This is a genomic window from Flavobacterium rhamnosiphilum, assembly GCF_004349195.1.
Lineage (GTDB): Bacteria > Bacteroidota > Bacteroidia > Flavobacteriales > Flavobacteriaceae > Flavobacterium > Flavobacterium rhamnosiphilum.
Genome location: NZ_SMLG01000001.1, coordinates 72,969 through 96,390, shown reverse-complemented (window position 1 = coordinate 96,390; position 23,422 = coordinate 72,969). Strand labels below are relative to the sequence as shown.

General features: G+C 38.2%; 14 protein-coding genes. 4 read left to right on the top strand and 10 right to left on the bottom strand.

Features of this window, described 5'->3' with window-relative positions; genetic code table 11:
* Positions 1-135: 135 nt before the first annotated feature.
* From E0I26_RS00370 to E0I26_RS00355, 4 genes are all read left to right on the top strand, one after another.
* The gene (locus E0I26_RS00370) at positions 136-4,182 is read left to right on the top strand and encodes a LamG-like jellyroll fold domain-containing protein (protein ID WP_131914524.1); all 4,047 of its coding nucleotides are present in this window, start codon (positions 136-138) and stop codon (positions 4,180-4,182) included.
* Between the two features lie 251 nt (positions 4,183-4,433).
* Positions 4,434-9,074 (top strand): discoidin domain-containing protein, encoded by a 4,641-nt coding sequence (locus tag E0I26_RS00365; RefSeq protein ID WP_131914523.1) that lies wholly within the window; start codon positions 4,434-4,436, stop codon positions 9,072-9,074.
* A 127-nt stretch (positions 9,075-9,201) separates the two neighbouring features.
* Complete coding sequence (locus tag E0I26_RS00360) at positions 9,202-10,524, top strand: hypothetical protein (protein ID WP_131914522.1); 1,323 nt, start codon at positions 9,202-9,204, stop codon at positions 10,522-10,524.
* 180 nt (positions 10,525-10,704) lie between these two features.
* On the top strand, positions 10,705-12,903 hold the full coding sequence (locus E0I26_RS00355) for a TonB-dependent receptor plug domain-containing protein (protein WP_131914521.1): 2,199 nt from the start codon (positions 10,705-10,707) through the stop codon (positions 12,901-12,903).
* Positions 12,904-12,972: 69 nt separating this feature from the next.
* Here E0I26_RS00355 and E0I26_RS00350 read toward each other — a convergent pair whose 3' ends face one another.
* The 10 genes from E0I26_RS00350 to E0I26_RS00305 all read right to left on the bottom strand — a co-directional run bounded on the left by E0I26_RS00350 (position 12,973) and on the right by E0I26_RS00305 (position 23,406).
* Positions 12,973-13,632 carry a CoA transferase subunit B gene (locus E0I26_RS00350; protein ID WP_131914520.1) on the bottom strand — a complete coding sequence of 220 codons (660 nt, stop codon included), beginning with the start codon at positions 13,630-13,632 and terminating at the stop codon, positions 12,973-12,975.
* A gap of 2 nt (positions 13,633-13,634) precedes the next feature.
* On the bottom strand, positions 13,635-14,336 hold the full coding sequence (locus E0I26_RS00345) for a CoA transferase subunit A (protein ID WP_131914519.1): 702 nt from the start codon (positions 14,334-14,336) through the stop codon (positions 13,635-13,637).
* A 187-nt stretch (positions 14,337-14,523) separates the two neighbouring features.
* A complete protein-coding gene (locus E0I26_RS00340; protein WP_131914518.1) occupies positions 14,524-16,833 on the bottom strand; it encodes a penicillin-binding protein 1A in 2,310 nt (769 codons plus the stop codon).
* Positions 16,834-16,842: 9 nt separating this feature from the next.
* Entirely contained in the window at positions 16,843-17,322 is a 480-nt protein-coding gene (locus E0I26_RS00335) for a gliding motility lipoprotein GldH (protein ID WP_131914517.1), read from the bottom strand.
* On the bottom strand, positions 17,306-18,571 hold the full coding sequence (locus E0I26_RS00330; protein ID WP_131914516.1) for a PSP1 domain-containing protein: 1,266 nt from the start codon (positions 18,569-18,571) through the stop codon (positions 17,306-17,308). The genes E0I26_RS00335 and E0I26_RS00330 overlap by 17 nt, the downstream gene beginning before the upstream one ends.
* A gap of 187 nt (positions 18,572-18,758) precedes the next feature.
* A complete protein-coding gene (locus E0I26_RS00325; RefSeq protein ID WP_131914515.1) occupies positions 18,759-18,989 on the bottom strand; it encodes a ferredoxin in 231 nt (76 codons plus the stop codon).
* Positions 18,989-20,230 carry a peptidase U32 family protein gene (locus E0I26_RS00320; RefSeq protein ID WP_131914514.1) on the bottom strand — a complete coding sequence of 414 codons (1,242 nt, stop codon included), beginning with the start codon at positions 20,228-20,230 and terminating at the stop codon, positions 18,989-18,991. The genes E0I26_RS00325 and E0I26_RS00320 overlap by 1 nt, the downstream gene beginning before the upstream one ends.
* Before the next feature lie 6 nt (positions 20,231-20,236).
* Positions 20,237-21,592, bottom strand: a complete 1,356-nt coding sequence (trhO, locus tag E0I26_RS00315; RefSeq protein WP_131914513.1) for an oxygen-dependent tRNA uridine(34) hydroxylase TrhO — start codon at positions 21,590-21,592, stop codon at positions 20,237-20,239.
* Between the two features lie 150 nt (positions 21,593-21,742).
* Entirely contained in the window at positions 21,743-22,153 is a 411-nt protein-coding gene (locus E0I26_RS00310) for a BrxA/BrxB family bacilliredoxin (protein WP_131914512.1), read from the bottom strand.
* 101 nt (positions 22,154-22,254) lie between these two features.
* The gene (locus E0I26_RS00305) at positions 22,255-23,406 is read right to left on the bottom strand and encodes a lycopene cyclase family protein (RefSeq protein WP_131914511.1); all 1,152 of its coding nucleotides are present in this window, start codon (positions 23,404-23,406) and stop codon (positions 22,255-22,257) included.
* Positions 23,407-23,422: the final 16 nt, after the last annotated feature.

Sequence of the window (23,422 nt, the reverse complement as noted above, 5' to 3'; positions counted from 1 at the left end):
AGTAAAAAGAAAGATTAAATGGTATTGATTTATTTTTCAAAGAATTACACCTCATTTTTGAAATTAATAAAATGAAATTATTGTCTAATTAACCAACCACTAAATTACAAGTTGCTTAACTTATAAATTTAAATTATGAAAAAAACACTACTAATCACTTTACTTTTGGGAATGAATTTATCCTATTCTCAAAAAGGAGAAGAAGAGAAAGGAGATATAAAATACGAACTAAGTCATAAAAATCAAGCTTGGTTTACAGGAATGAAACCAGGGGCTAATTATTTTCAAATTAAAGAAAAATTTGACACCTATTTTGGGAATCATAAATGGGAAGAAAGTAAGCCCAGGGAATTAGGGGAATCCTGGATAAAAGAAAATATCTTTTATTTGGATAAAGAGGGATTCGTGCAATCCCCACCACCGTTCGATGCATTAAGAGCGAATATTGGAATTAATAATGTATTTGCTGCTACAACAACAAGAAATGCTGGTAGTTGGGGCCTGATTGGACCTGTAAATAGCGCCACAACAACCTACTCCGGAAAAGGAAACCACGGAGGTTATGTACATCTCAATAGAATAGATCCTACCAATCCCCAAAAAATGTTTGTTTCATTTTTAATGGGTGGACTCTGGGTAACATCGGATGGAGGAACGAGTTGGGTCTTAACCGATTCTAATTTTCCGGATGAAAAGTACCTCGATATCGATGTTTGTGTAAGCAGTCCAAATACAGTATATGCTTTGAGTAAAAAACAACTCCTAAAATCTACAGACGGGGGATTAAACTGGACTTCTACAACATTAACGAGTACAGCCTATGCAGGCACAGCCTTTGATATTGCGGTGTCTCCATCAGACCCTAATACGGTTGTTGCAAGATGGGGTGATAAAATATACAGAACTACCGATGGTGGAACCACTTGGACAAGTATCGTTAGCGGTTTGCCAAATTATTATATTGTTGGAGATTGTTCCGTAAATAGCGAAATGCTGGATTGGAGCACAACAAATGCGGCTACAGTTTATTTCATCAGTACCACAAACAACAATGTGTCTACGGTTTACCGTTCTACTGATTCAGGACTAACTTTTAATATTTTGTCAACTATAACCTTAGATCCTACCGCAAATGGTCAAGTGATAGGCTGGGCAAAATTGTTGCTTCCTTCAAATAATGCAACTTCCATTTATATAGCAATAGGTACAGGAGCAAATGCTTATGGTCACCATGCGGTACAATTGTATAAATTAAACGCTACTACGGGTGTGCAAGAATTGAAACGGGTTAATATGATTTCAGGAACTTTTCCTAATGAGATACATCATGGTGATATTGCTATAGATCGAAATGATGAGAATAAGTTGGTATTTGGTTCGTATAGTCATAAAAATAATTATTATTCGACAAATAATGGAGTTTCATTTACTAAGGGTGCAACCGAACAACATTCAGACCTTCGTTCTCTTGATATGGTAAACAATAGGGTATTAGTGGGTTCAGATGGAGAATCTGTCCTGTCTTTAGATGGAGGAAATACAAATACTACTATAACAAACAGTATCAGTAATCATGAATTATGGGGGTTTGGTTCGGCTTTTAAAACGAATCTTGTAGCCGGAGGAGCCAATCACGGACCGGTTATGATTAAAGAAGCGGGTAATGGATTTGAATGGTATAATGGAACCGGGGCCGATCAAGGGAATACCGATGTGAATCCGCTGGACGACAGGTATGTTTACAGTCAAGGGTATAGCAATTACAGATACTTTAGAACCGGAGTCCATACTTTGATAAACGAATCCAATTTTCTGGATTTAGGAGGGATTTATCATTATTTTAATTCAATAGAATTCCATCCTAATTATTATTATTCGATGATTACGCACCATGCTGGGCAATATCCAACAGGAAATGCAAGTCTTGCCACTTGGAAAAATTCACTTATAAAAACCGAAGACAACGGAAACAGTATCTCTATTGTTAAAACTTTTTCTAGTCCTGTTTTTAGGGAAAAAATATGCATGACCAACCCAAAATATATGTATGTTATTGAAGGATTGACCAACAACAAATTATGGCGTACTTCAGATGGCGGAATTACTTGGATCAATATAACACCTTCTCTTGCGGCTAGTAGTTCTATGGCTAATATGTCTGATATTGCGGTAAGTGATGTTGACCCGAATCAGGTCTGGATTACTTACAGTGGTGTACAGTCAGTTTGTAAGGTCTTGAAAACCAGTAATGCGGATGCAGCTGCTCCTGTATGGGACAATCTTACAGAGTCTATTTTAACAAGCAACCCAAATACGAAAATTATTTTTCAGAGAGGTTCAGATGGAGGGGTATATGTAGGGAATAAAAGCGGTATTTATTATAAGAATAATACCATGCCGAATTGGGTTATGCTTGGGAACGGATTACCACAAACAGACGTTCGATTTATGTTTATCAATTATAATGAAAACAAGCTGAAAATAGGGACATCAAGAGGTGCTTTCGAGCATGGATTATATGAAATTTCTTCACCAAAAGCACAAATTTCTGCCAGCACAAGCAAGGTAAGCTGTTCTCAGGTTGAGAAAGTTCAGTTTAAGGATTATTCAACCGTTCGCAATGCAAGCGCTAGTTGGTCATGGAGTTTTCCTGGAGGAACACCGGCAACATCAACACTTGAGAATCCGGAAGTTTCCTATGCCAATGCACCCAACGGTAAATATGACGCGACACTTACAGTAACAGACGCTTATGGAACAGATACCCAAACTATAACCGGAATCGTTGAGGTTCTGAATCAATGCGGTAGCTCGGCTGCGGAACCAATACCTGGAAAGGCCGCAAATCTAAAGGGGGCAACGGGACAGGATTATCTAAAACTTTCAAACTTAAGCCTCAATAAAAATGCTTTGACTTTTTCTTGCTGGATAAAACCAAATGGAATTCAAACCGATTATAGCGCAGTTTTTATGAGCCAAGATGCAAATTCGGCGTTTGGGATGAATTTTTTGGGTGGAAATAATACTGTTGGATTTCATCCTAACTGGAGTTGGAATTCAGGATTAATAGTTCCTGCAAACCAGTGGTCCCATGTTGCATTGGTTAGTGACGAGACAAGTGTAACTATATACGTTAATGGCGTGGCGAGCAGTACTGCGGCAACTATTCCGTCAGATGTCATTACAGATTTATTTATGGGGACTTATGGGAGAGGATATAATAATCGTGTTGCTAATTTTGAAATAGATGAGGTATGTTTCTGGAACAGGGCTTTATCAACTGACGAAATCAGAAAATGGAGGCATTTAACCAAAAGCACTGCCGGAGATCCAATTCTAACAGGATTAGTGGCATATTATCAGTTTAATGAAGAGGTTGGTTCGTTGTCTTTAAACAAGGTTGGAAGTGATTTTTTGACTTATAAAGGATCGACCTATAGCCATGATAGTTCTACAGCTCCGGTATTTGGTGGTCTAAGTGAGAAAATCACCGTTACCTCCAGCGGAGAGAAAAACTTTTCCACGACAGGACTGTCGATGACATTTCCAAATAATTCATTGCCTAATGGGGATATTTGGGTTTCAAAAGCGACTCTCAACCCGGATGTATTACCAGATGCATTATCAAATTTCAATACGTATTGGGCTGTGGACAATTATGGCGCAGGACAAACATTTGGCGCAATAACGGAATTGACTTTTACCGATAATGCCTTTAATAGCTCATCAGCTGGGGCAAGTACGTATAAATTGTTTAAAAGAAACAGCAATGATTTTGGGGCAACATGGGGTACGGCCTTAGATACAGGAGATTCTAGAAGTGGATCAGGGACAAGCGCGGCAATAACATTTTCAACTGGACTTAGTTTAACCTCTTTAGGTCAGTTGATATTGAGTCAGGATGCCACCACTCTTTCAGTAAAAGGGAATCAGATTAAGGCTAACGAAATGCCGACTGTGCATCCAAATCCTTTAAAAAGCAATACTCCCCTAAAAATAGCAGTACCGGCAGTATGGAAAAATTCGACATTGTTTGTATACGATAGCATGGGAAGATTAATTATAAATGCCACATTAAAAGAAGGTGAAAACGAGCTGTTACTGAATGTGTCTACTGGAATATACTATTTAAATATTATCAGTCCAAATGATACTTTTAGCACGAAACTCCTTGTGGAATAATATTGTTTTGGTTAGTTGAAAAAGACACCGTCATATTCATTTATGACGGGGTCTTTCTTAAAGTCAAGTGAGCTTAGTTTTTGTCATAAAATGGGTTAAAAAGCCCAACAGGTTTGATTTTTATATTGGAAATCACAAATGAAAAGGGAGTAAACTTCCAGAAATAGGATAATTTGAAAAAAATTATTGTCAAAACATGATATAAAAAAAATAAATATTTGAAATTAATGAGTACTTAAAAATTTTAAATTATGAAAAAAAGTTTTACAATTTTATGTGTTATTTTACTTCTTCTGTCTGGTAAGACTTGGTCGCAGGATTCAGGTGGAGAAGAAGGCTTTGAAGGCAAAAATCTAAAAAGCATGCACGCCAATGCCGATTGGTATAAATTAATGAATGCACCTGAAACAAACGTATTCGAGGTTAAGAAAGCATACGATACTTATTTCCTTACCAATAGTTTTGTAAAGAGTAAAGAAACCCGGGCTTACGAGTTTTGGACAAGACATATCGTAAGAAGTAATTATGACAGTAATGGAAATGTCGGGAAGCAAAATAAAAACGCCAACGATTTAAAGAAAAAGAGCAATACGAACAGAATACAGGGGGTTACCGCAAACTGGACACGAATCATGGTCACACCTGATATGGTTCCTAATTGGGGATCGGGTTGCTACACGCAAGGAACCTGTAACATGCTTGCCATTAATCCATCAAACAGTAATCAGATGATTGCCGCTTTTATTGATGGTGGTACTTTGTGGCGTACTACAGACAATTGCGTAACCTGGACACAAGTTGGAACGAATCTGTTAGCTCGTCATTTTGGTGCCGTGGTTTATAGCAAATCAAATCCTTTAATTGTTTATGCGGCAAGTGCTCAAGGAGTCCTGAAATCAACCGATGGAGGTGCCACGTGGACAATGACTTCGTACAACAATACGGCTGCTTACCCAGGTGGGAATGAAATTTGGACCATGGAAGTAAAAGCCGATGACCCAAATACGGTATTGTTCGGAATCAGTAATAGTCTTTATAAGACAGTCGATGGCGGAGCGAGCTGGACTAACGTTACATTTGGTAACGGGATACGCGATCTTAGGGCCTTACCAAGTACGCCAAATGTAGTTTTGGCGACTGTTAAAAACGGATCCTGGTGGGAAGTTCGTCGTTCTACAGACTTTGGTACCACTTGGACATCAATAACTAACGGATATCCAATATCGATTAGCGGTTATACCACGGATCTTGCTCTTTTGGCTGTTACTCCGGCTGCGCCAAATAATGTATGGGTGCATTTAATATGCAAACAAACGTCAACAGGAACCAGTAAAACGTATGACATTTACAAGTCTACCGATGGAGGTATGTCATTTGCTAAAATGAATGTAACGGCTGATCTTACTAATAGTTTCTGGCAAGGAGGCTGGAATCAGGCATTTGGAATTTCTGATACGGATCCCAATCTTATGGCTACGGGAGCTTATGATATGTTCGTTTCCACAAATGGAGGTACTTCCTGGACAGTAAGCCCGAACAGTAATGCAAAAAACGGTCCCCATTCTGATGTACACGGTATTGTGATTAAAGGCACTGCAATCTATTCTGCTGGTGACGGTGGTATTTTTAAATCCACTGACAATGGCGCAACCTATGACCACACTGTTGATAACGGCATTCAATCACAATGCATTTGGGGATTTGACCAAGGTTGGAAAAGCGACATTATGGCGATTGGCATGTATCACGGACCATCAACGCTACGCGACGATTCTATTTATACCGGTTGGTATCCTCTAAGTGGTGCCGATGCAGGTGAAGCTTTCGTAAACAAAGGTGACGACCGCTATATCTATGCCCATCCTTGGGGAGATGCAAGATTTACACGTTCAACAAATCGAATGATTGCACCCGCGAGTATTTCAATTGCTCAAATTTATAAGGGCAAAAATGATATGAACGACCCCGATTACTATGAACAGGTATACGGTACAAACGGTAGTAAGGTATATGTGAGTACGAACAATGCCTCAGGTTTTGAGCAAGGTAAAACATTCCAGTCAAATGTTGACGACTACATCGTGGCACTTACCAACAACAAAATTATTTATGCGCGTACAGGAAATACCATAAATAAAACCGTTGATGGTGGAGTTACTTGGACAGATGTTTCGCCAAGTTCCATCAGTGCCGGTAGAAGCATTAGCCATATTGCCGTAGATGGATCTAATCCATCGGTAATTTGGGTCACTTTTGGTGAGAAACAAAGCACAGTGAAGGTTGGTAAATCAACTGATGGAGGTGTTACCTGGACCAATTATTCCGGAACGGTACTTCCTTCGTACGCCGTGAATTGCATTGCTAGCCAAATGGGAACGGCTGGCGGTGTCTATATTGGCACAGATGCCGGGGTTTATTATCGCGACAACTCATTGTCCGATTGGACTCTATTCAGCACCAATTTGCCTGTGGCCACTCAAGGGGGTTGGATAAAGATCAATTATGCAAAAGCTAAACTACGCATTGCCGGACAAACCGGTATTTGGGAAAGCGATTTATATTCGGCATCAGCACCTGTTGCCCATCCTTCAACCCCTTCTTTCGTAGTGGAAATCGGAAAACCCGTTCAATTTGTCGATATGTCAGTTTGCTTGGCTAATGCAACCTATTCTTGGAGTTTCCCCGGAGGAACACCAAGTACTTCAACAATTGAAAAACCAGTTGTCACCTATGCTGCCGGCGGCGATAAAAGTGTGTCGTTAACGGTAATCGATGCCAATGGAACCAACTCTCGTACGTATACTAATTTTGTACGCGCACGCACCGTAGGGGATATAGCAAAAACGGGATGGACGGTGTTGCACTTCGATAATCAACAAAACACCACCGATCAGGCTGCAACTTTAGCTATTGATAGTAATCCCTCGACAATATGGCATACAGCATGGAGTGGGACACCTGGTTATCCTCACGATATTCAAATTGATATGCATGCTACAGTTTCAATTGAATCTTTCAAATATATGCCTCGTCAGGATGGTGGTACAAATGGTACCGTAAAAGGATATGAATGGTACACCAGTACCGATGGTGTAAATTGGGGTACAGCACTATTGACGGATAATTATGCGTCAGATACGGGAGAAAAAATCAGTACATTATCTGCTCCTGTTTCTGCAAGATATTTCAGATTCAGACCTACTTCTGAAATCAACGGACAAGGTTTTGCCTCAGTTGCCGAAATTGGCATTAATGGATCAACGAGTTTAATTTCGGCTTTCGCAGCCAATAAAACGCTGATAATGCCGGGCGGATCCATAAATTTCACTGACAAATCGGTTGGCACGCCGACATCTTGGTCCTGGTCATTTCCGGGCGGTACGCCTTCAACGAGTACCGCACAAAACCCAACAGTTACTTACAGCACCGAAGGCATATATCCGGTAACACTTTCTATTACTAGTGCCTCCGGAACAGATATCGTAACTAAAAATTCATACATTAATGTTAGCACTTTTGTTCCTCAAACAGGTTGGTCTTTAAAATATGTAGACAGCGAGGAAACATCCAGTGAAAATACCCCCGCTACGAATGCTTTCGATGGCAGTAACAGCACTTTTTGGGGTACAAACTGGTCTTCTACAAATCCTTCTCCTCCACATGAAATTCAAATTGATATGGGGACGAACTATAATGTAAATGGTTTTAATTATGTTCCAAGACAGAACGGTGCAAACGGTCGTATTGCAAATTATGAATTTTACGTAAGTGCCGATGGTGTAAACTGGACTTTAACGAATTCCGGCACATGGGCTAACGACGCAGTTGAAAAATCGTTGAGTTTTACCCCAGTTAGTGCCCGTTACATTCGCCTCAGAGCCTTGTCTGAAGTAAATGGCAATCCATGGACTGCTGTGGGTGAAATAAAGATGAAACTGGCTGGTGATTTGCCTCCGGTTGCCAATTTTAATGCCAGCGCAACGGCTATTATTGCAGGGCAATCAGTTACGTTCACCGATTTAACAACCAATACGCCTACTTCTTGGAGTTGGACGTTCACCGGTGGAACACCATCAACCAGTACGGTTCAAAATCCAACGGTTACTTATAATACTGCAGGAACATACGCAGTTGCACTTACGGTAACCAACGCAGCTGGAAACAATACCATGACAAAAAACGCTTACATAACAGTAACAGCGCCTCTGACGTATTGCGCTTCACAGAGTACAAGCTTTACTAACGATTATATCAAAACGGTAACAGTAGGAGCTACAACCAAGGCTTCCGTAGGTTCTACATACAGTGATTATACGTCTACTGTAATTCCGTTAACCTCAGGGGCTTCCACAACCTACTCACTTGCACCAAAAGGATCATCACGTACCGAATATTGGAGAGTGTATATTGACTACAACCACAATGGCGTATTTACAGATGCTGGAGAACTTGTAGTTAATGTGAATGGTAAAACAACAAGAACCGGTTCGTTCACCGTTTTGGCGACAGCCCTAACCGGACAAACCCGAATGAGAGTGATGCAAAAATACAGTACTGCTTTAACCGGCCCATGTGAAGCTTTTACTAATGGGGAAGTTGAAGACTATACTGTAAACATAAGTAGCAATCCAGTTGTGCTCAGTGTTGCCTCAATAGACAACAAAAAAGTAGTTGATGTTTCTATTTATTCGTATCGTAACGAAATAAAAATAGACCTTGGCGGCGAACAAAGTGATGGTAAAGTATTCATTTATGATATAATGGGGCATCAAGTTGAAACGAAAGAAATTTTTAAAGGCTTGAATACAATTCCTGTATACAATACCGGTATCTACATTGTAAAAGTTATTGTAGATAACAATGTTATAACTCGCAAGGTTATAGCGGAATAAAAATTTCAATGGATAGATTAAAGCCGTAAAGAAATTTACGGCTTTTTTTAAAACTCACAGTTTTCCTGGAAAAGAGGAGAAGTCAGCGTTCTGGAACACTTTAATAATTAAAAAATATAATTATATAATGAAAAATTCATGCTTAACTTATTTATCATTAATGCTGTTTGTGCAGGTTAATGCCCAAACTAGTATCGATACAATACGTCCTTCAAAAACCGAAGTGGTGAACCCAATACACAAGGTAGATTTCAACAACGGGAATCAATGTCCTGAACGCAAACAAGGAGGGAATCCACAAATGGTAAACGGGTATCAGGTTTTTAATGGCTCGATGGATGGCAACCGGCAAGTAGATCCGCAAATAGCTGTTGGGGGTGATTATGTGTTGGAAGGGACCAACAGCGGACTGATGATTTATGATAAAAAAGGCAAATTTGTTCAAGGCGTTTCTCAAAAATGCTTTAATAATGGGATAGATCCCAAAATGTTTTTTGATGTCCACAACAAGGTATTTGTTTTTGATCTATGGTGGTATTACGATGCAGCCAAGACAAAGCCGGTAAACATTTCCGTTTCGGAAACCAGTAATCCAACGGGTGCATGGAATATTTACCCCGTTTCAAGAACTGAGGAAGTCGATGGCGGTGGCATTGGCTACAGTAAAAAATGGATTGGTTATTCTTATCCCGGAGGAGAAGAAAATACTTTTGTTTTGCGTACGGCTGATGCCAAAGCAGGCAAACCAGCCACCATTTATCATTTTAAAGGAAGTTTAGGACATCCCGTTTTTGTGCAGGATGCGATTGATGATTTGTATTTTTTTGCTATTGAAGACGATCAGTTTGTGATCCGAAAAGTATCTGAAGATGCAAATGGACAACCGTATTGTTTGGTTGTATCCCAAAAACCGCACGGTCTAAAATACATGGATTACCCTCCGCAATCTCCACAAAAGGGCACGGAACAAAAAGTCTCCAGCGGAGATCGCAATCCTAAAAATGTCGTTTATCAAAATGGAAGTATTTGGTTTTCGCAAGCTGTAAAATGCAAAGGGCGTTCAGCAGTGCAGTGGCATCAGATAAATGCAACGACAGGGAAAATAATTCAAACAGGATTGATTAAAAGTAATGCAAGCAATTATATACAGACAACAATTGCCGTAAATAAAGAAAATGATGTGTTGGTTGGGTTTCAGGAAGTGAATAACAATTCATTTATCAGTCCGCGATTTGCCTTTAGAAAGGCAAAAGACCGTTTAGGAACAATAAGGGAAATCGTGAGTGCAGGAGAAGGCAAAGGGGCTACTGATGGAGTGGCGTGGGGAGATTATAGCGGCAGTATTATTGATGGCGACAATCTCCTTGATTTATGGACAATACAAAGTATGGCCAATATAAAAGGAAAAGGGGAAACCGTTATTGTAAAAGTTCCTTTCAAAGGGAAGTAAAGCGAGAGGTTTTTACCTAACAGCTATTTTTCGCTGACAAAATAATTTGAATGTAACGCATTTTTTTTTCAACCAAAACCAAAAAAACAAACTATTTTTAATTCTAAACGGTATATTCGTGTGCCCTTAAAAGTGGTTGTGCGTAAGGCTTTCAAATTTTAAACGAATTAATTATAAAACATGAAAAAAACTATAGTTGTTATGGTTTGTATTTGCTCTTTGGCGGGATTTTCCCAAACCAAAAAAGACACCATAAACTCAATAGGATTAGATGAAGTGGTTGTAAGTACACAACGATTTGCAAAACCAAAAAGGAAAATTACGCAACAGATTGAAAGTATTTCTAGAAAAGAAATCGAGTTTAATAACTTCCAGTCCAGTGCCGATGTGTTGGGAAATTCGGGGACTTTAGCAGTTCAAAAATCACAACAGGGTGGTGGAAGCCCTGTTATCAGAGGTTTTGAATCCAGTAGGATTTTATTACTCGTTGATGGAATCCGAATGAATAACTTAATTTACAGAGCTGGACATTTGCAAAACATAGTTACTGTAGATAAAAATATAATCGAGAATGTAGATGTGCTTTTTGGACCATCGTCTACTATTCACGGAAGTGATGCGCTTGGCGGAGCCATTTATTTACAAACTAAAAATGCAAAATTGCTTTCCGATACGGAAAACAAAAAGTTTAGCGGAACTGCTTTAACAAGTTACAACTCTGCAAACCAAGGGAAATCAGGTCATTTAGATTTCAACTTTGCGGGTCAAAAATGGGGTTCCTTAACTTCATTCTCCTATAGTGATTATGGGGATTTAAAAATGGGAAAACATAAAAATGGTTCTAATGATTTTTTTGGAGAAAGACCTTTTTATGTGGTAACCAATGATGGTGTTGACACTAAAGTTGCCAATGACGACAAATATGTGCAAAAATTTTCTGGATACAAACAATATGATTTTATGCAAAAAATTGTTTTTCAGCAAAATAGTAACACGCGACATAGTTTAAATTTACAATATTCTACCACATCAGACATTCCGAGATATGACAGGTTAACTGATTTGAGTTCAAACGGAAAATTTAAATCTGCAGTTTGGAATTATGGACCACAAAAAAGATTGCTTTCTGCTTATAAATTAGACAAAAAGAAGGTGTTCTTGAGCAGTGATATGAATTTGGTTGCCAGTTATCAAAACATCGAAGAAAGTAGAATTACCCGTAGTTTTGGTAATCCAACACAAAGTTCCAGGATCGAAAAAGTTTCGATATTTGCCATCAATTCTGATTTTAAAACAAAAATAGGGAACGGTGATTTTATTTATGGCGCCGATGTATATTATGATAATTTGAATTCTTCGGGAATTAAAAGAAACATCTTAACTAATGCTGAAGGCATCACTGATTCGCGTTATCCGGATGGAAAAAACCATACTTTTAAAGCCGAAGGTTTTGCTTCCTACAGCAATAGCATTAATAAAACGGCCTCGTACAATGCAAGTGCAAGAGCGGGTTACACCGCTTTAAACAGCGAAATTTCAACCAATTTTCTGAATTTACCTTATACTACCGTTTCACAAAAAAACTTTACCTATAGTGGTGCCGTTGGAATTGTAAATAATGCCAGCGAAAACACAAAAATAGGTTTTAACTTAGCTTCTGCATTTCGAGTTCCAAACATTGATGATTTAGCAAAAATATTCGAATCGGCAGCGGGAACTTTAATTGTGCCAAACAAAAATTTGAAGCCTGAGAAGTCAGTAACGGCTGATTTGAGCATTACTTTTTGGGAAGGCAAGCGTTTTCAGTTTGAAAATGTTTTTTATTACACAAGACTGTATGATGCAATAGTAACGGGTGCTTTCACGTTAAACGGACAATCTTCGATTGTTTATGAAGGAAAAAACAGCCTCATTTATGCCAATCAAAATCAAGGAAAAGGAAATATTGCCGGAATTTCTTCGACCTTAAGAAGTTATATCACAAAATCATTCTTGTTTTATGGCACTTTCAACTTTACTCACGGTAGAGTACAAAATGCGACGGGTAATTTTCCTCTAGATCACATTGCTCCATTTTACGGGAAAACAGGTTTTAAATATGAAAGTAAAGTAGTAAACCTGGATTTATATATGTTGTATAATGGAAAAAAAGAGTTGAGCAATTACTCACCCAGTGGAGAAGATAATTTGCAATATGCTCCAAAAAACGGGATGCCTTCTTGGGAGACCTATAATTTGAAAGGATCTTTATCTTTAACGGAACAGTTCACTGTTTTCTCCGGTGTTGAAAATATTTTAGATACGCAATACAGGACTTTTGCTTCTGGAATCAATGCTGGCGGAAGAAGTATTTATCTTGGAGGGAAATACAATTTTTAGAATTTAAATCGCAAATAAAAGCCCGCAATTTTATTGAAATTGCGGGCTTTGTGTATTTCGTAATTTTTATTAGTCAATAATCATCTCCGGAATTTCACCTTCAATAATTAAATCTGCTTCAGTGGAAGCGATTATATGTTCTACGGTAACACCTGGAGCGCGTTCCAATAGTTTGAAACCTTGTGGTGTTATTTCCAAAACGGCCAATTCTGTAACTACTTTTTTAACGCAACCCACGCCAGTAAGCGGAAGTGTACATCTTTTTAGAATTTTTGATTCACCGGCTTTGTTAACGTGCATCATGGCTACAATAATATTCTCGGCAGAAGCCACTAAATCCATTGCGCCACCCATTCCTTTTACCATTTTACCTGGGATTTTCCAGTTGGCAATATCACCGTTTTCGGCTACTTCCATCGCGCCAAGGATTGTTAAGTCAACATGTTGTCCGCGAATCATTCCAAAACTAAATGCTGAGTCGAAGAAACTAGCTCCGGGCAAAGTAGTTATGGTTTGTTTTCCTGCGTTGATTAAATCAGCGTCTTCTTCTCCTTCAAAAGGGAATGGACCCATACCCAGAACACCGTTTTCGCTTTGAAATTCAACGTCAATTCCTTCTGGAATATAATTAGCCACTAATGTTGGAATTCCGATTCCGAGATTCACGTAATAGTTGTGTTTTAATTCTTTTGCAATACGTTTTGCAATTTGATTTTTATCTAAAGCCATAATTAGAAAATTTTTCTCACGGTTCTTTGTTCAATTCTTTTTTCATATTTCCCACCTTGAAAAATTCTATTTACAAGTATTCCCGGAATATGAATTTCATTTGGATCTAAACTTCCTGCAGGTAATAATTCTTCTACTTCGGCGATGGTGATTTTTGCCGCTCCAGCCATACATGGATTGAAGTTTCTTGCGGTTCCTTTGAAAATTAAGTTTCCGGCTTCGTCACCTTTCCATGCTTTTACGATGGCAAAATCAGCTTTGAAAGCGTGTTCCATAACATGCATTTTCCCGTTGAATTCGCGTGCTTCTTTGCCTTCTGCCACTTCAGTTCCATAACCGGCTGGTGTGAAAAAAGCAGGAATTCCTGCTTGTGCCGCACGACAACGTTCTGCTAAAGTTCCTTGAGGAATAAGATCCACTTCAAGCTCACCAGAAAGCATTTGGCGTTCAAATTCAGCATTTTCTCCTACATAAGAAGAAATCATTTTTTTGATTTGACGCTTTTGCAAAAGCAATCCAAGACCAAAATCATCTACACCGGCGTTGTTTGAAATACAGGTTAAATCCGTAGTTTCTTTTTTTACTAATTCGGCGATGGAATTTTCCGGAATACCACATAATCCGAAACCGCCAAGCATGATGGTCATCCCATTTTCAATTCCTTGAAGGGCATCCTGAACGTTGTTTACTTTTTTGTTAATCATAAAAATGAGTTGCTATTTGTCGAATTTTAATTTAAAGAAGAATCAAATCTGTTTATATTACTAAGAACAACAGGATTCAATTTAGAGAACGAATGCCCTAGCCCAGATAGCAGTGGAAATCCTTTTTTGAGGTTTTTACCGAAAAAAAGATTGCAACGGATAGCTGGATTAGCTCCTAAAAAGAATTTTACAATTCAAATTCTTCGGTGTCTTGTTCTACGGCTGTCGTGTCTACTACTTTTTTAGGAACGTAACAGTCTACTTTGATCGAAAGATTTGCAGGACGCTCAAAGGGTCCCTTAGATATTTTAAGTGCCGGATCAGCATAACACAGTTTCATGAAATAACCCCAAACCGGCAATGCGGCCGTGGCTCCCTGACCATAAGTAATGCTTTTAAAACGGGCCGAACGATCCTCACAACCAACCCAAACTCCAGTCACAAGATTAGGAACCATTCCCATAAACCAACCATCAGACTGGTTTTGTGTGGTACCTGTTTTTCCTGCAATAGGGTTTTTAAATTGATAAGGATAACCGGTCCAGCGGTTGTCTCCGTTACCGCCGCCAGTGGTGCGCAAACGGTCTCCAGATCCACCTTCGGTTACACCTTCCAGTAATTTGACAACCGCATAAGCGATGTCTTTATTTAGGACATCATGCGATTCTGGTATTGGCTCGTAGATTACAACGCCACTTTTGTCTTCAATTTTCGATATAAATTGCGGTTTCATATAAACACCTTGGTTTGCAAAGGTGCTGTATGCGGCAACCATGTCTTCAACTGTTATTTCAACCGCTCCTAACGCAATGGATGGTTGGTTTACAATTTCGGATTTAACCCCTAATTTATGTGTTAGGTCTATTACGGCTTCCGGACCAACTTTGTCAATCAATTTTGCAGATATTGTATTTATGGAATTCGCCAAGCCTCTTTTTAAGGTAACCATTCCGCGGTATTTGTTGTCAGAGTTTCTAGGTTCCCAATCTTCGGTAACATGATGGCGTCCTTTTCTGATTACAAATGGCCCATCAATAATCGAGTCACACGGAGACATGTTTAACTGTTCGATAGCAGTGGCGTAAACAAATGGTTTGAAAGTCGAACCTACTTGTCTGGCACCTTGTCCTACGTGATCGTATTGAAAATATTTGTAGTTGATACCGCCAACCCAAGCTTTTATATTACCAGTTTGTGGTTCCATCGCCATCAATCCGGATTGCAAAAAGTGTTTGTAATACCGAATAGAATCCAATGGCGTCATGATGGTGTCTTTTTCTCCTTTCCAAGAAAAGACGGTCATTTTTGCTTTTTCGCTGAACGATTTTATAATTTCTTCATCGCTTTTATCCATTGATTTCATCACAGCCCATCGGTTAGATGATTTCATTGCCTGATTCAGAATTCGTTGTGTTTCTACAGAAGAAATGTTAACGAAAGGGGCATTTTTATTACCCTTAGTTTGATTAAAAAACTCTTCTTGAAGGTTTGCCATGTGTGCCGTAACCGCTTCTTCAGCATGCAATTGCATTCTGGAATCAATCGTGGTGTAGATTTTTAAACCGTCTTTGTAGATATCATAATCTGAACCGTCTGGTTTTTTATTTTCTTCGGCCCATTTTTTCATGTAATCACGTAAATATTCTCTAAAATACGTAGCCGTTCCGTCTTTGTGTGTTTCTAATTTGAAATTTAACTTAATAGGTAAACTTTGAAGTCTTTCTTTTTCTTCTTTTGAAATAATTTTTCCTTTTTCCATTTGCAAAAGCACCACGTTTCTGCGGTTTTTTACTCCTTGTGGGTTTCTGATAGGATTGTATAAACCGGAGTTTTTAAACATTCCTACTAATATTGCCGATTCACTGATGGTTAAATCCTTTGGTTCTTTAGAAAAATAGGTTTTTGCCGCAGAGCTTACTCCAACAGAATTATTTCCAAAATCATATACGTTGCAATACATTGCAATGATTTCATTTTTAGTGTATTGTCTTTCTAATCGAATAGCGATAATCCATTCTTTTATTTTTTGTACAATTCTAAAAGGCAGAAATTTAGATCCTTCTCCGTGGAATAATTGTTTTGCCAATTGTTGTGTCAACGTACTCGCACCACCGCTGGTTCCTAAACTGGAAATAGCTCTCAAAGTTCCTCTTCCGTCAATGCCGGAATGCTCATAAAAACGAGCATCTTCAGTAGCTATTAATGCTTGTACCAAGTTTTTTGGTAAGTCGGAATATTTTAACTGGGACCTGTTTTTTTCAAAATATTTACCCAAAACTACTCCGTCAGCCGATATGATTTCTGTAGCTAAGTTTGAATCTGGATTTTCTAAATCTTCAAAAGAAGGCATCGAACCGAAAAGTCCCCATGAAGCAAATAAGAAAAATAAACCGACAGCACCCATTCCATAAAAGAAGATTTTCCAAAATTTCTTTTTGTAGTAAGTGATGTCCTTATCAATATTTTTTGTCTGATTGTTATTTTTTTTGATAGCCATAATACTATTTTATTCTTTTTTTTCTATTCTAAAACCTACCTCTGTAATTCCGTCTAAAGCCGTTACGCCGGGAACTTTGCCGTTTTCTCTAACCGCTTGTTTGATATAGACTTTGTATTTCGATCGGAACCGTACATTTTCCTTATAAAAGAGCTTGCTTTCTTTTATATCCGAAAATCCATCGCCTAAAAGTGTTCCGTCCGGATCTGCCATTTGGTATTCAAGCGTGTCCACTTTTGTGAAACCATTTGGTAATTCCAATGCCACAATTAAAAACAGATTGTTGTATTGATAATTGTTATTGGCTCTCAAATTCACAAATAGATTGTATCGTTTTGTTGAGTCTAATTCCGGTAAATTGAACGTTACAATGCTGTCTTTGTGCCACGCACTACCAACAGATTTATATTCATCAAAAACTCTTTTTTTATCACATGAAGAAAAGAGAATCACAACTAAAAGAAGTAAAGCGCTATTTTTTATCCACATTTTTAGTAATAATTATAGGTTTTCTTGGTTCCGCAGGCTTTTTGTCATTTGAATTCTGACGGTTATTATTGTTATTGTTTGCGGGCTTGTTGTTATTTGCTACAATTGCATTTTCACCGGCCGGTTTACGTTTTTTATTTGGTTTTTTCTTTGGTTTTGGCTGGTCGAAACGAGTCAAACTTTCCTGACCCATTGCATTATTGAAGTTTTTCTCCGGCTCGGCAACAATCTCGATAGCATAATCTTCTAACGAAGAAACTTTGTTTTTTAGTTTGTTTTCGGCAACAATTTCTTTGACTTGTTCAATTTTTAGCACATGCCAGTTAGCAAAATTATTGGTATACGCAAACCACATTAATCCTTTGAAAATGTCTTGTTTCTGGCAAATGGCATCTCCTTTTTCAGTCACCAATTTTGTCTCGAAATCCGGAAAATCTTTCAACGCATCCATGTAGGTATCCAACTCATAGTTCAAGCAGCATTTTAATTTTCCGCATTGTCCTGCCAGTTTTTGTGGATTCAAAGACAGTTGTTGGTAACGTGCCGCTGAGGTGTTTACACTTCTAAAATCCGTCAACCAGGTAGAACAACACAATTCTCTTCCGCAAGAACCAATTCCGCCTAAACGAGCTGCTTCCTGACGGAAACCTACTTGTTTCATCTCAATACGAGTACTGAATTCTTTAGCAAAATCTTTAATCAACGCACGAAAGTCAATACGGTCATTTGCGGTATAATAAAACGTAGCTTTTGAACCATCCCCTTGAAATTCAATATCCGAAATTTTCATTTCCAGTTTTTGAGCAATCGCTAGTTCCCGTGCACGAACCTTCATCGGCTCTTCACGATCTCTTGCTGTAGACCAAATATCAATATCTTTTTGGGATGCTTTTCTATAAATTTTCGGAATTTCATTACCCAAGTAATTCGCTCCTTTTTTCTTCATTTGAATTTTAACCAATTCTCCTGTCAAAGTAACAATTCCTATATCATGACCCGGAGAAGCAACAGTAGCAACGATGTCGCCCATGCTTAACGTTAGTTTTTCAGTGTTGCGGTAAAATTCTTTTCTGCCGTTTTTGAAACGTACTTCAACACAATCAAAAGGAGCGTCCCCATTAGGCAAACTCATATTAGAAAGCCAATCGAAAACCGTTAATTTATTGCAGCTATCGGTGCCGCAAGTCCCATTATTTTTACAACCCTTAGGTGCGCCACCATCAGAAGTTGAACAACTTGTACATGCCATAATCTTATATGTAGTGTTGCGACGAGCACAACTTAAGTTCTTAAAACGTTTAATGTGTAAAGATAGTATTTTTTAATTTTATGGAACAATGCCTATTTGCGCCAATAAATCATAAATTTTTAATAAAAAAACCCATTACAATTGCAGCTGTAATGGGTTGAATCTAAATCTGTTTTTAATAAAAAACTTAGGTTTCTTTCACCGAAATTATTTTAACCGGACAGGCTTTTGCGGCTAATTCACAACTTTCAACAATCGTGTGGTCGTGTGATTTTAAAGTGAAAAAACCTTTTGCATTTTGCGAATGAATCAAAACTGATTTCCCGTCTTTTTTGGACATTTGAAATTGAATCGGCGCCATTTCAACGCAATAATTACAGCCAATGCATTTGTCTCTTTGTAAAGTAACAATAACCATTAGGCTTCCACAATTTTATATAATTTGTCCGACATTCGGATTCTGAAAGGTAATTTTAAAGTACAATCATCGCCTTTGGTGGCTTTGTCAGCCGTAACATCATTGACAAACATTTCGTCGATAATCATTTCCTGCGCTCCGGTGCTTGGTCCTGTTACCAGAATTTTATCTCCAATTTTGATGTCGTAAGCTTCAATTTTGAATTGACCAATGTTGGCTTTCGGGAAATAATGGGTTCCTTTTCCCACATAGACTTTTTTCTGTGTCGCCATCGATCCGGAAACATCACTCCATTCGCCCAATTCTTGTCCGAGATAATAACCGGACCAAAAACCACGATTATAAACCGTGTTCAACGCTTCCATCCAATCCGCTACTTTTTCTTTAGAAAACGAATCTTCATAATAACCGTCAATCGCTTCTCGATACGTTTTGATAACGGTGGCAACATATTCAGGAGCACGGCCACGGCCTTCAATTTTCAAGACCTGAATGCCGGAATCAATGACTTGGTCCAGAAAATCTAAAGTGCATAAATCTTTTGGAGACATTAAATATTCGTTATCAACTTCGATTTCAAAACCGGTTTCCTGATCAATAACAGTGTATTTCTTGCGACAATTTTGTTTACATGCACCACGATTGGCGGAGGAATTATAGGAGTGTAAACTCAAATAACATTTTCCCGAAACTGCCATACACAAAGCGCCATGACCAAAGATTTCGATCTCCACTAAGTTGCCGTTTGGGCCTTTAATTTGTTCTTTTTCGATTTGAGCGGTGATGCTTTTTACTTGACGTAAACTCAATTCCCGACTTAAAACCATCGTGTCTGCAAATAAACTGTAGAATTTTATGGTTTCAATATTGGTCACATTCAGTTGTGTCGAAATGTGAACTTCCATCCCGATGCCTCTTGCCATAGCGATAACCGCTTGGTCAGAAGCAATAACCGCAGTGATATTCGCTTCTTTGGCTTTGTTCAATAAGGTTTTTACGATGGATAAATCGTGGTCGTAAATTATGGTGTTCAAGGTCAAGTAACTTCGAACATTTTTAGTTTCGCAGCGTTTTGCTATTTCCGGTAAATCGTCCATGGTGAAATTCACGGTGGCTCTGGCGCGCATGTTTAGTTGCTCTACGCCAAAGTAAATAGAATCCGCGCCATTATCTAATCCAGCTTGTAAGGACTCAAAGTTCCCGGCAGGAGCCATAAGTTCTATTTTGTTATTCGATGTCATGATAAATTAGTCTAAAATCTTATATAATTTATCAGATAATCGAATTCTGAACGGCAGTTTAAAAGTACAAGTGTCTCCAGAAATCGCTTTTTCTTGAGCCAAATCGTTCACTAGCATTTCTTCGATTACTACTTTTTGTTCTCCGGTTGTGGAACCTTTGATTAGAATCGTATCGCCAATTTTGATTTCGTTTTCTTCAATTAAAAACTGGCCAATACTTGGTTTTGGAAAGAAATGAGTTCCTTTTCCAATATAAACTTTCTTAATTTTTGGTTCTTTTTTGATGACAGTTTTTGGTTTTTCTGTAACAAAAATACCATGCGTTTCTTCCTGATTTTTGAAAGTCAGCACCTCTGATTTTCCTTTTTTGAAAATCTTATTTCCGTTTTTAATCCCTCTTCGAATGGCTTTTTGTTCTTCTTCCGGCAAGTGAATGACACTCACACATTCAGCAGAACAGCAACCTTCCATTTTTTCCTTGCAAGAATCACATTGGATAAAAAGTAAATGACAGCCTTCGTTCACGCAATTGGTATGGACGTCACAAGGCGCGCCACATTGATGGCATTGCGAAACGATATCAGCTGTAATCCTTTCGCCCAAACGGTGATCAAATACGAAGTTTTTACCGATGAATTTACTTTCTAATCCTTCCGCTTTTACCTGACGCGTGTATTCTATGATTCCACCTTCCAGCTGGTATACGTTTTCAAAACCTTTGTGTTTGAAATATGCACTGGCTTTCTCGCAGCGAATTCCTCCGGTGCAATACATCAATAGTTTTTTGTCTTGTTTGTGTTCAGCAAGTTGTTCTTCGATGATTGGTAAACTTTCACGAAAAGTATCAACATCTGGTTTTATGGCTTTGGTAAAATGTCCAATTTCACTTTCGTAATGATTTCGCATATCGACCACAATCGTGTTTGGGTCTTCCAGAAGTTCATTAAATTCCTTGGCTTTTAAATGAATTCCGATATTCGTCACATCAAAAGTTTCATCCACCAAACCGTCAGCCACAATTTTATCACGCACTTTTACGGTGAGTTTCAAGAACGAATGGTCGTCTTGTTCTACGGCAATATTCAAACGGATTCCTTTCATGAAATCATAGACTTCAATAGAATCTTTGAACGCATAGAAATTATCGGCAGGAAGTGATAATTGGGCGTTGATTCCCTCACTGGCTACATAAATTCGACCCAAAACTTCAAGAGAGTTCCACGCCAGAAATAATTCGTTACGAAATTGTGTTGGATTTGAGATTTGCGCATAAGCATAGAAAGACAGCGTAAGACGTTGTTTTCCGGCATCATCAATCATGATGGCTCTTTCCTCTGCGCTTAATGTGTTATACAGTTGCATGCTATAAACAGTTTAAGTTGAGAAATATATTTTTTGCAAAAGTAAATAATTTAACCGCAAACTTCACAATGAAGTCGCAAAGTTTATAAATAAAAAACCCTTTCAGAGTTCTAAACTCTGAAAGGGTTAATACATTCTAAAATATAAATTTTAGCAATATTCGTTGAAAGCGTCTTTCAAGTTTTCAGCAATTAGTTCTGCCGGACGACCTTCAATGTGGTGACGCTCTAGCATGTGCACTAATTCTCCGTTTTTGAACAAAGCCATACTTGGCGATGATGGAGGAAAAGGGAACATGTGTTGTCTTGCGGCATCAACAGCATCTTTGTCAACTCCTGCAAAAACCGTGATTAAATGGTCTGGTTTCTTAGCACCTTCTAAACTCATTTTTGCTCCCGGACGTGCGTTTCTAGCAGCACAACCACAAACTGAATTTACAACTACAAGCGTTGTTCCTTCTAATTTCATTGCGTTTTCTACTTCTTCAGCACTATGTAAATCTTGAAAACCTGCAGCTGTTAATTCCGCTTGCATTGGTTTTACCATTTCTTCTGGATACATATCTTTTTATTTTAAATCAATAATAATTTTGAGTTGCAAAGTTACAAAGTTTACATTCAAGAATAGGAGTTCAATTATAAAGTTTTGTTATAGTTTGATTGTTATTTCATTGTTTTGAAAGCAACATGAAACAGGGCTTTAATAAATAGTGATTTTGGACATTTTAAAATTACTTGTATGTCTTCCTTAAGTGAAGTTTCTTCATCCAAAAATTTAAAAATCAAACTTGGATTTCCTTTCTTGAACATCGAAGAAAAGATAGGAGAACCCAATTCATTTTTTCGGTCTAAAATGTCTAGCAGAAGCAAATCGTAAAACCAGAATTTGGTTCTTTTATGCAATTTTGTAAAGTCGGTTTCCCTTTGCAGAAAGGCAACCAATTCACTCGATTTTTTATCCGAATTTTTGAAAGTGTAACCCGTGCTGGCTTTCGTCCAACCGCCTGAAGTTCCAATATTTAGTACATTTTTAGTATTCGCTTTCCAAAAAGGATAACACGTCATCGGGATGCTGCCTTGCTCTTTTTCGACTATTTCATAGTTCGAAATCCCAAGTTTTTCGATGTATTTCTGGATTTCGTTTTCGTATTCTTCGGCTTTCAAATGGTTGTGCGAAAACAAGGTGTATTCCAGTAAAGCCTCGGTTTTTGAGGCGGGTAAAACATACATAAAACGGGTATTTCCTTTTTGCTCCACCGAAAAATCCATGAAAGTAGCTTGCTCCGGATTGAAAATAGCCTGCTCACTTTTGATAAACCAACCAATAAAATGCTGCTGCAGCAAAGGATATTTCGTCTGGTTTTCTGCTTTGTGTTTGTTGTAAATGCTGTTGAATAATTTCGAGCACGAAAAACTCTCATTTTCAGTTTGTATTAAAATTATAGTTTCAGATTCTTCAATTTCCAGTATTTTCTGCTGGATGAAAGTGATGTTGTCTTGTTTTGAAAGCAAATCAAATACTTGAGTGTAAAAATCCAGCCCTTTCACCATATTGTATTGGTATGGTTTCAAGTCTAAATCCCTGCGAAAGTTTTCATTGGCAAACAAAGCCGAATCCCATTTCTTTGAAATGGATTTTTTCCAAACAGTTTCATTTTTCTCCCAAAAACACCAAGTTCTGTCGTTGGTTTTTTTAGTATTTTCATCCAATAACAAAACACTTTTATCCTTAAATGTACCGGATTGCACCATTTTATACACGGTCATCAAAGCCGATAATCCTGCTCCGGTAAAAATATAATCGTAGTGTTTCATTTGGGAATTTGACATT

Bases quoted from the DNA above. Each gene is read 5' to 3' on its own strand.
- E0I26_RS00340 (WP_131914518.1), bottom strand. From the start codon at position 16,833: ATGGCTATCAAAAAAAATAACAATCAGACAAAAAATATTGATAAGGAC.
- E0I26_RS00345 (WP_131914519.1), bottom strand. From the start codon at position 14,336: ATGATTAACAAAAAAGTAAACAACGTTCAGGATGCCCTTCAAGGAATT.
- trhO (WP_131914513.1), bottom strand. From the start codon at position 21,592: ATGCAACTGTATAACACATTAAGCGCAGAGGAAAGAGCCATCATGATT.
- E0I26_RS00350 (WP_131914520.1), bottom strand. From the start codon at position 13,632: ATGGCTTTAGATAAAAATCAAATTGCAAAACGTATTGCAAAAGAATTA.
- E0I26_RS00305 (WP_131914511.1), bottom strand. From the start codon at position 23,406: ATGAAACACTACGATTATATTTTTACCGGAGCAGGATTATCGGCTTTG.
- E0I26_RS00325 (WP_131914515.1), bottom strand. From the start codon at position 18,989: ATGGTTATTGTTACTTTACAAAGAGACAAATGCATTGGCTGTAATTAT.
- E0I26_RS00370 (WP_131914524.1), top strand. From the start codon at position 136: ATGAAAAAAACACTACTAATCACTTTACTTTTGGGAATGAATTTATCC.
- E0I26_RS00310 (WP_131914512.1), bottom strand. From the start codon at position 22,153: ATGTATCCAGAAGAAATGGTAAAACCAATGCAAGCGGAATTAACAGCT.
- E0I26_RS00320 (WP_131914514.1), bottom strand. From the start codon at position 20,230: ATGACATCGAATAACAAAATAGAACTTATGGCTCCTGCCGGGAACTTT.
- E0I26_RS00365 (WP_131914523.1), top strand. From the start codon at position 4,434: ATGAAAAAAAGTTTTACAATTTTATGTGTTATTTTACTTCTTCTGTCT.
- E0I26_RS00335 (WP_131914517.1), bottom strand. From the start codon at position 17,322: ATGTGGATAAAAAATAGCGCTTTACTTCTTTTAGTTGTGATTCTCTTT.
- E0I26_RS00330 (WP_131914516.1), bottom strand. From the start codon at position 18,571: ATGGCATGTACAAGTTGTTCAACTTCTGATGGTGGCGCACCTAAGGGT.
- E0I26_RS00355 (WP_131914521.1), top strand. From the start codon at position 10,705: ATGAAAAAAACTATAGTTGTTATGGTTTGTATTTGCTCTTTGGCGGGA.
- E0I26_RS00360 (WP_131914522.1), top strand. From the start codon at position 9,202: ATGAAAAATTCATGCTTAACTTATTTATCATTAATGCTGTTTGTGCAG.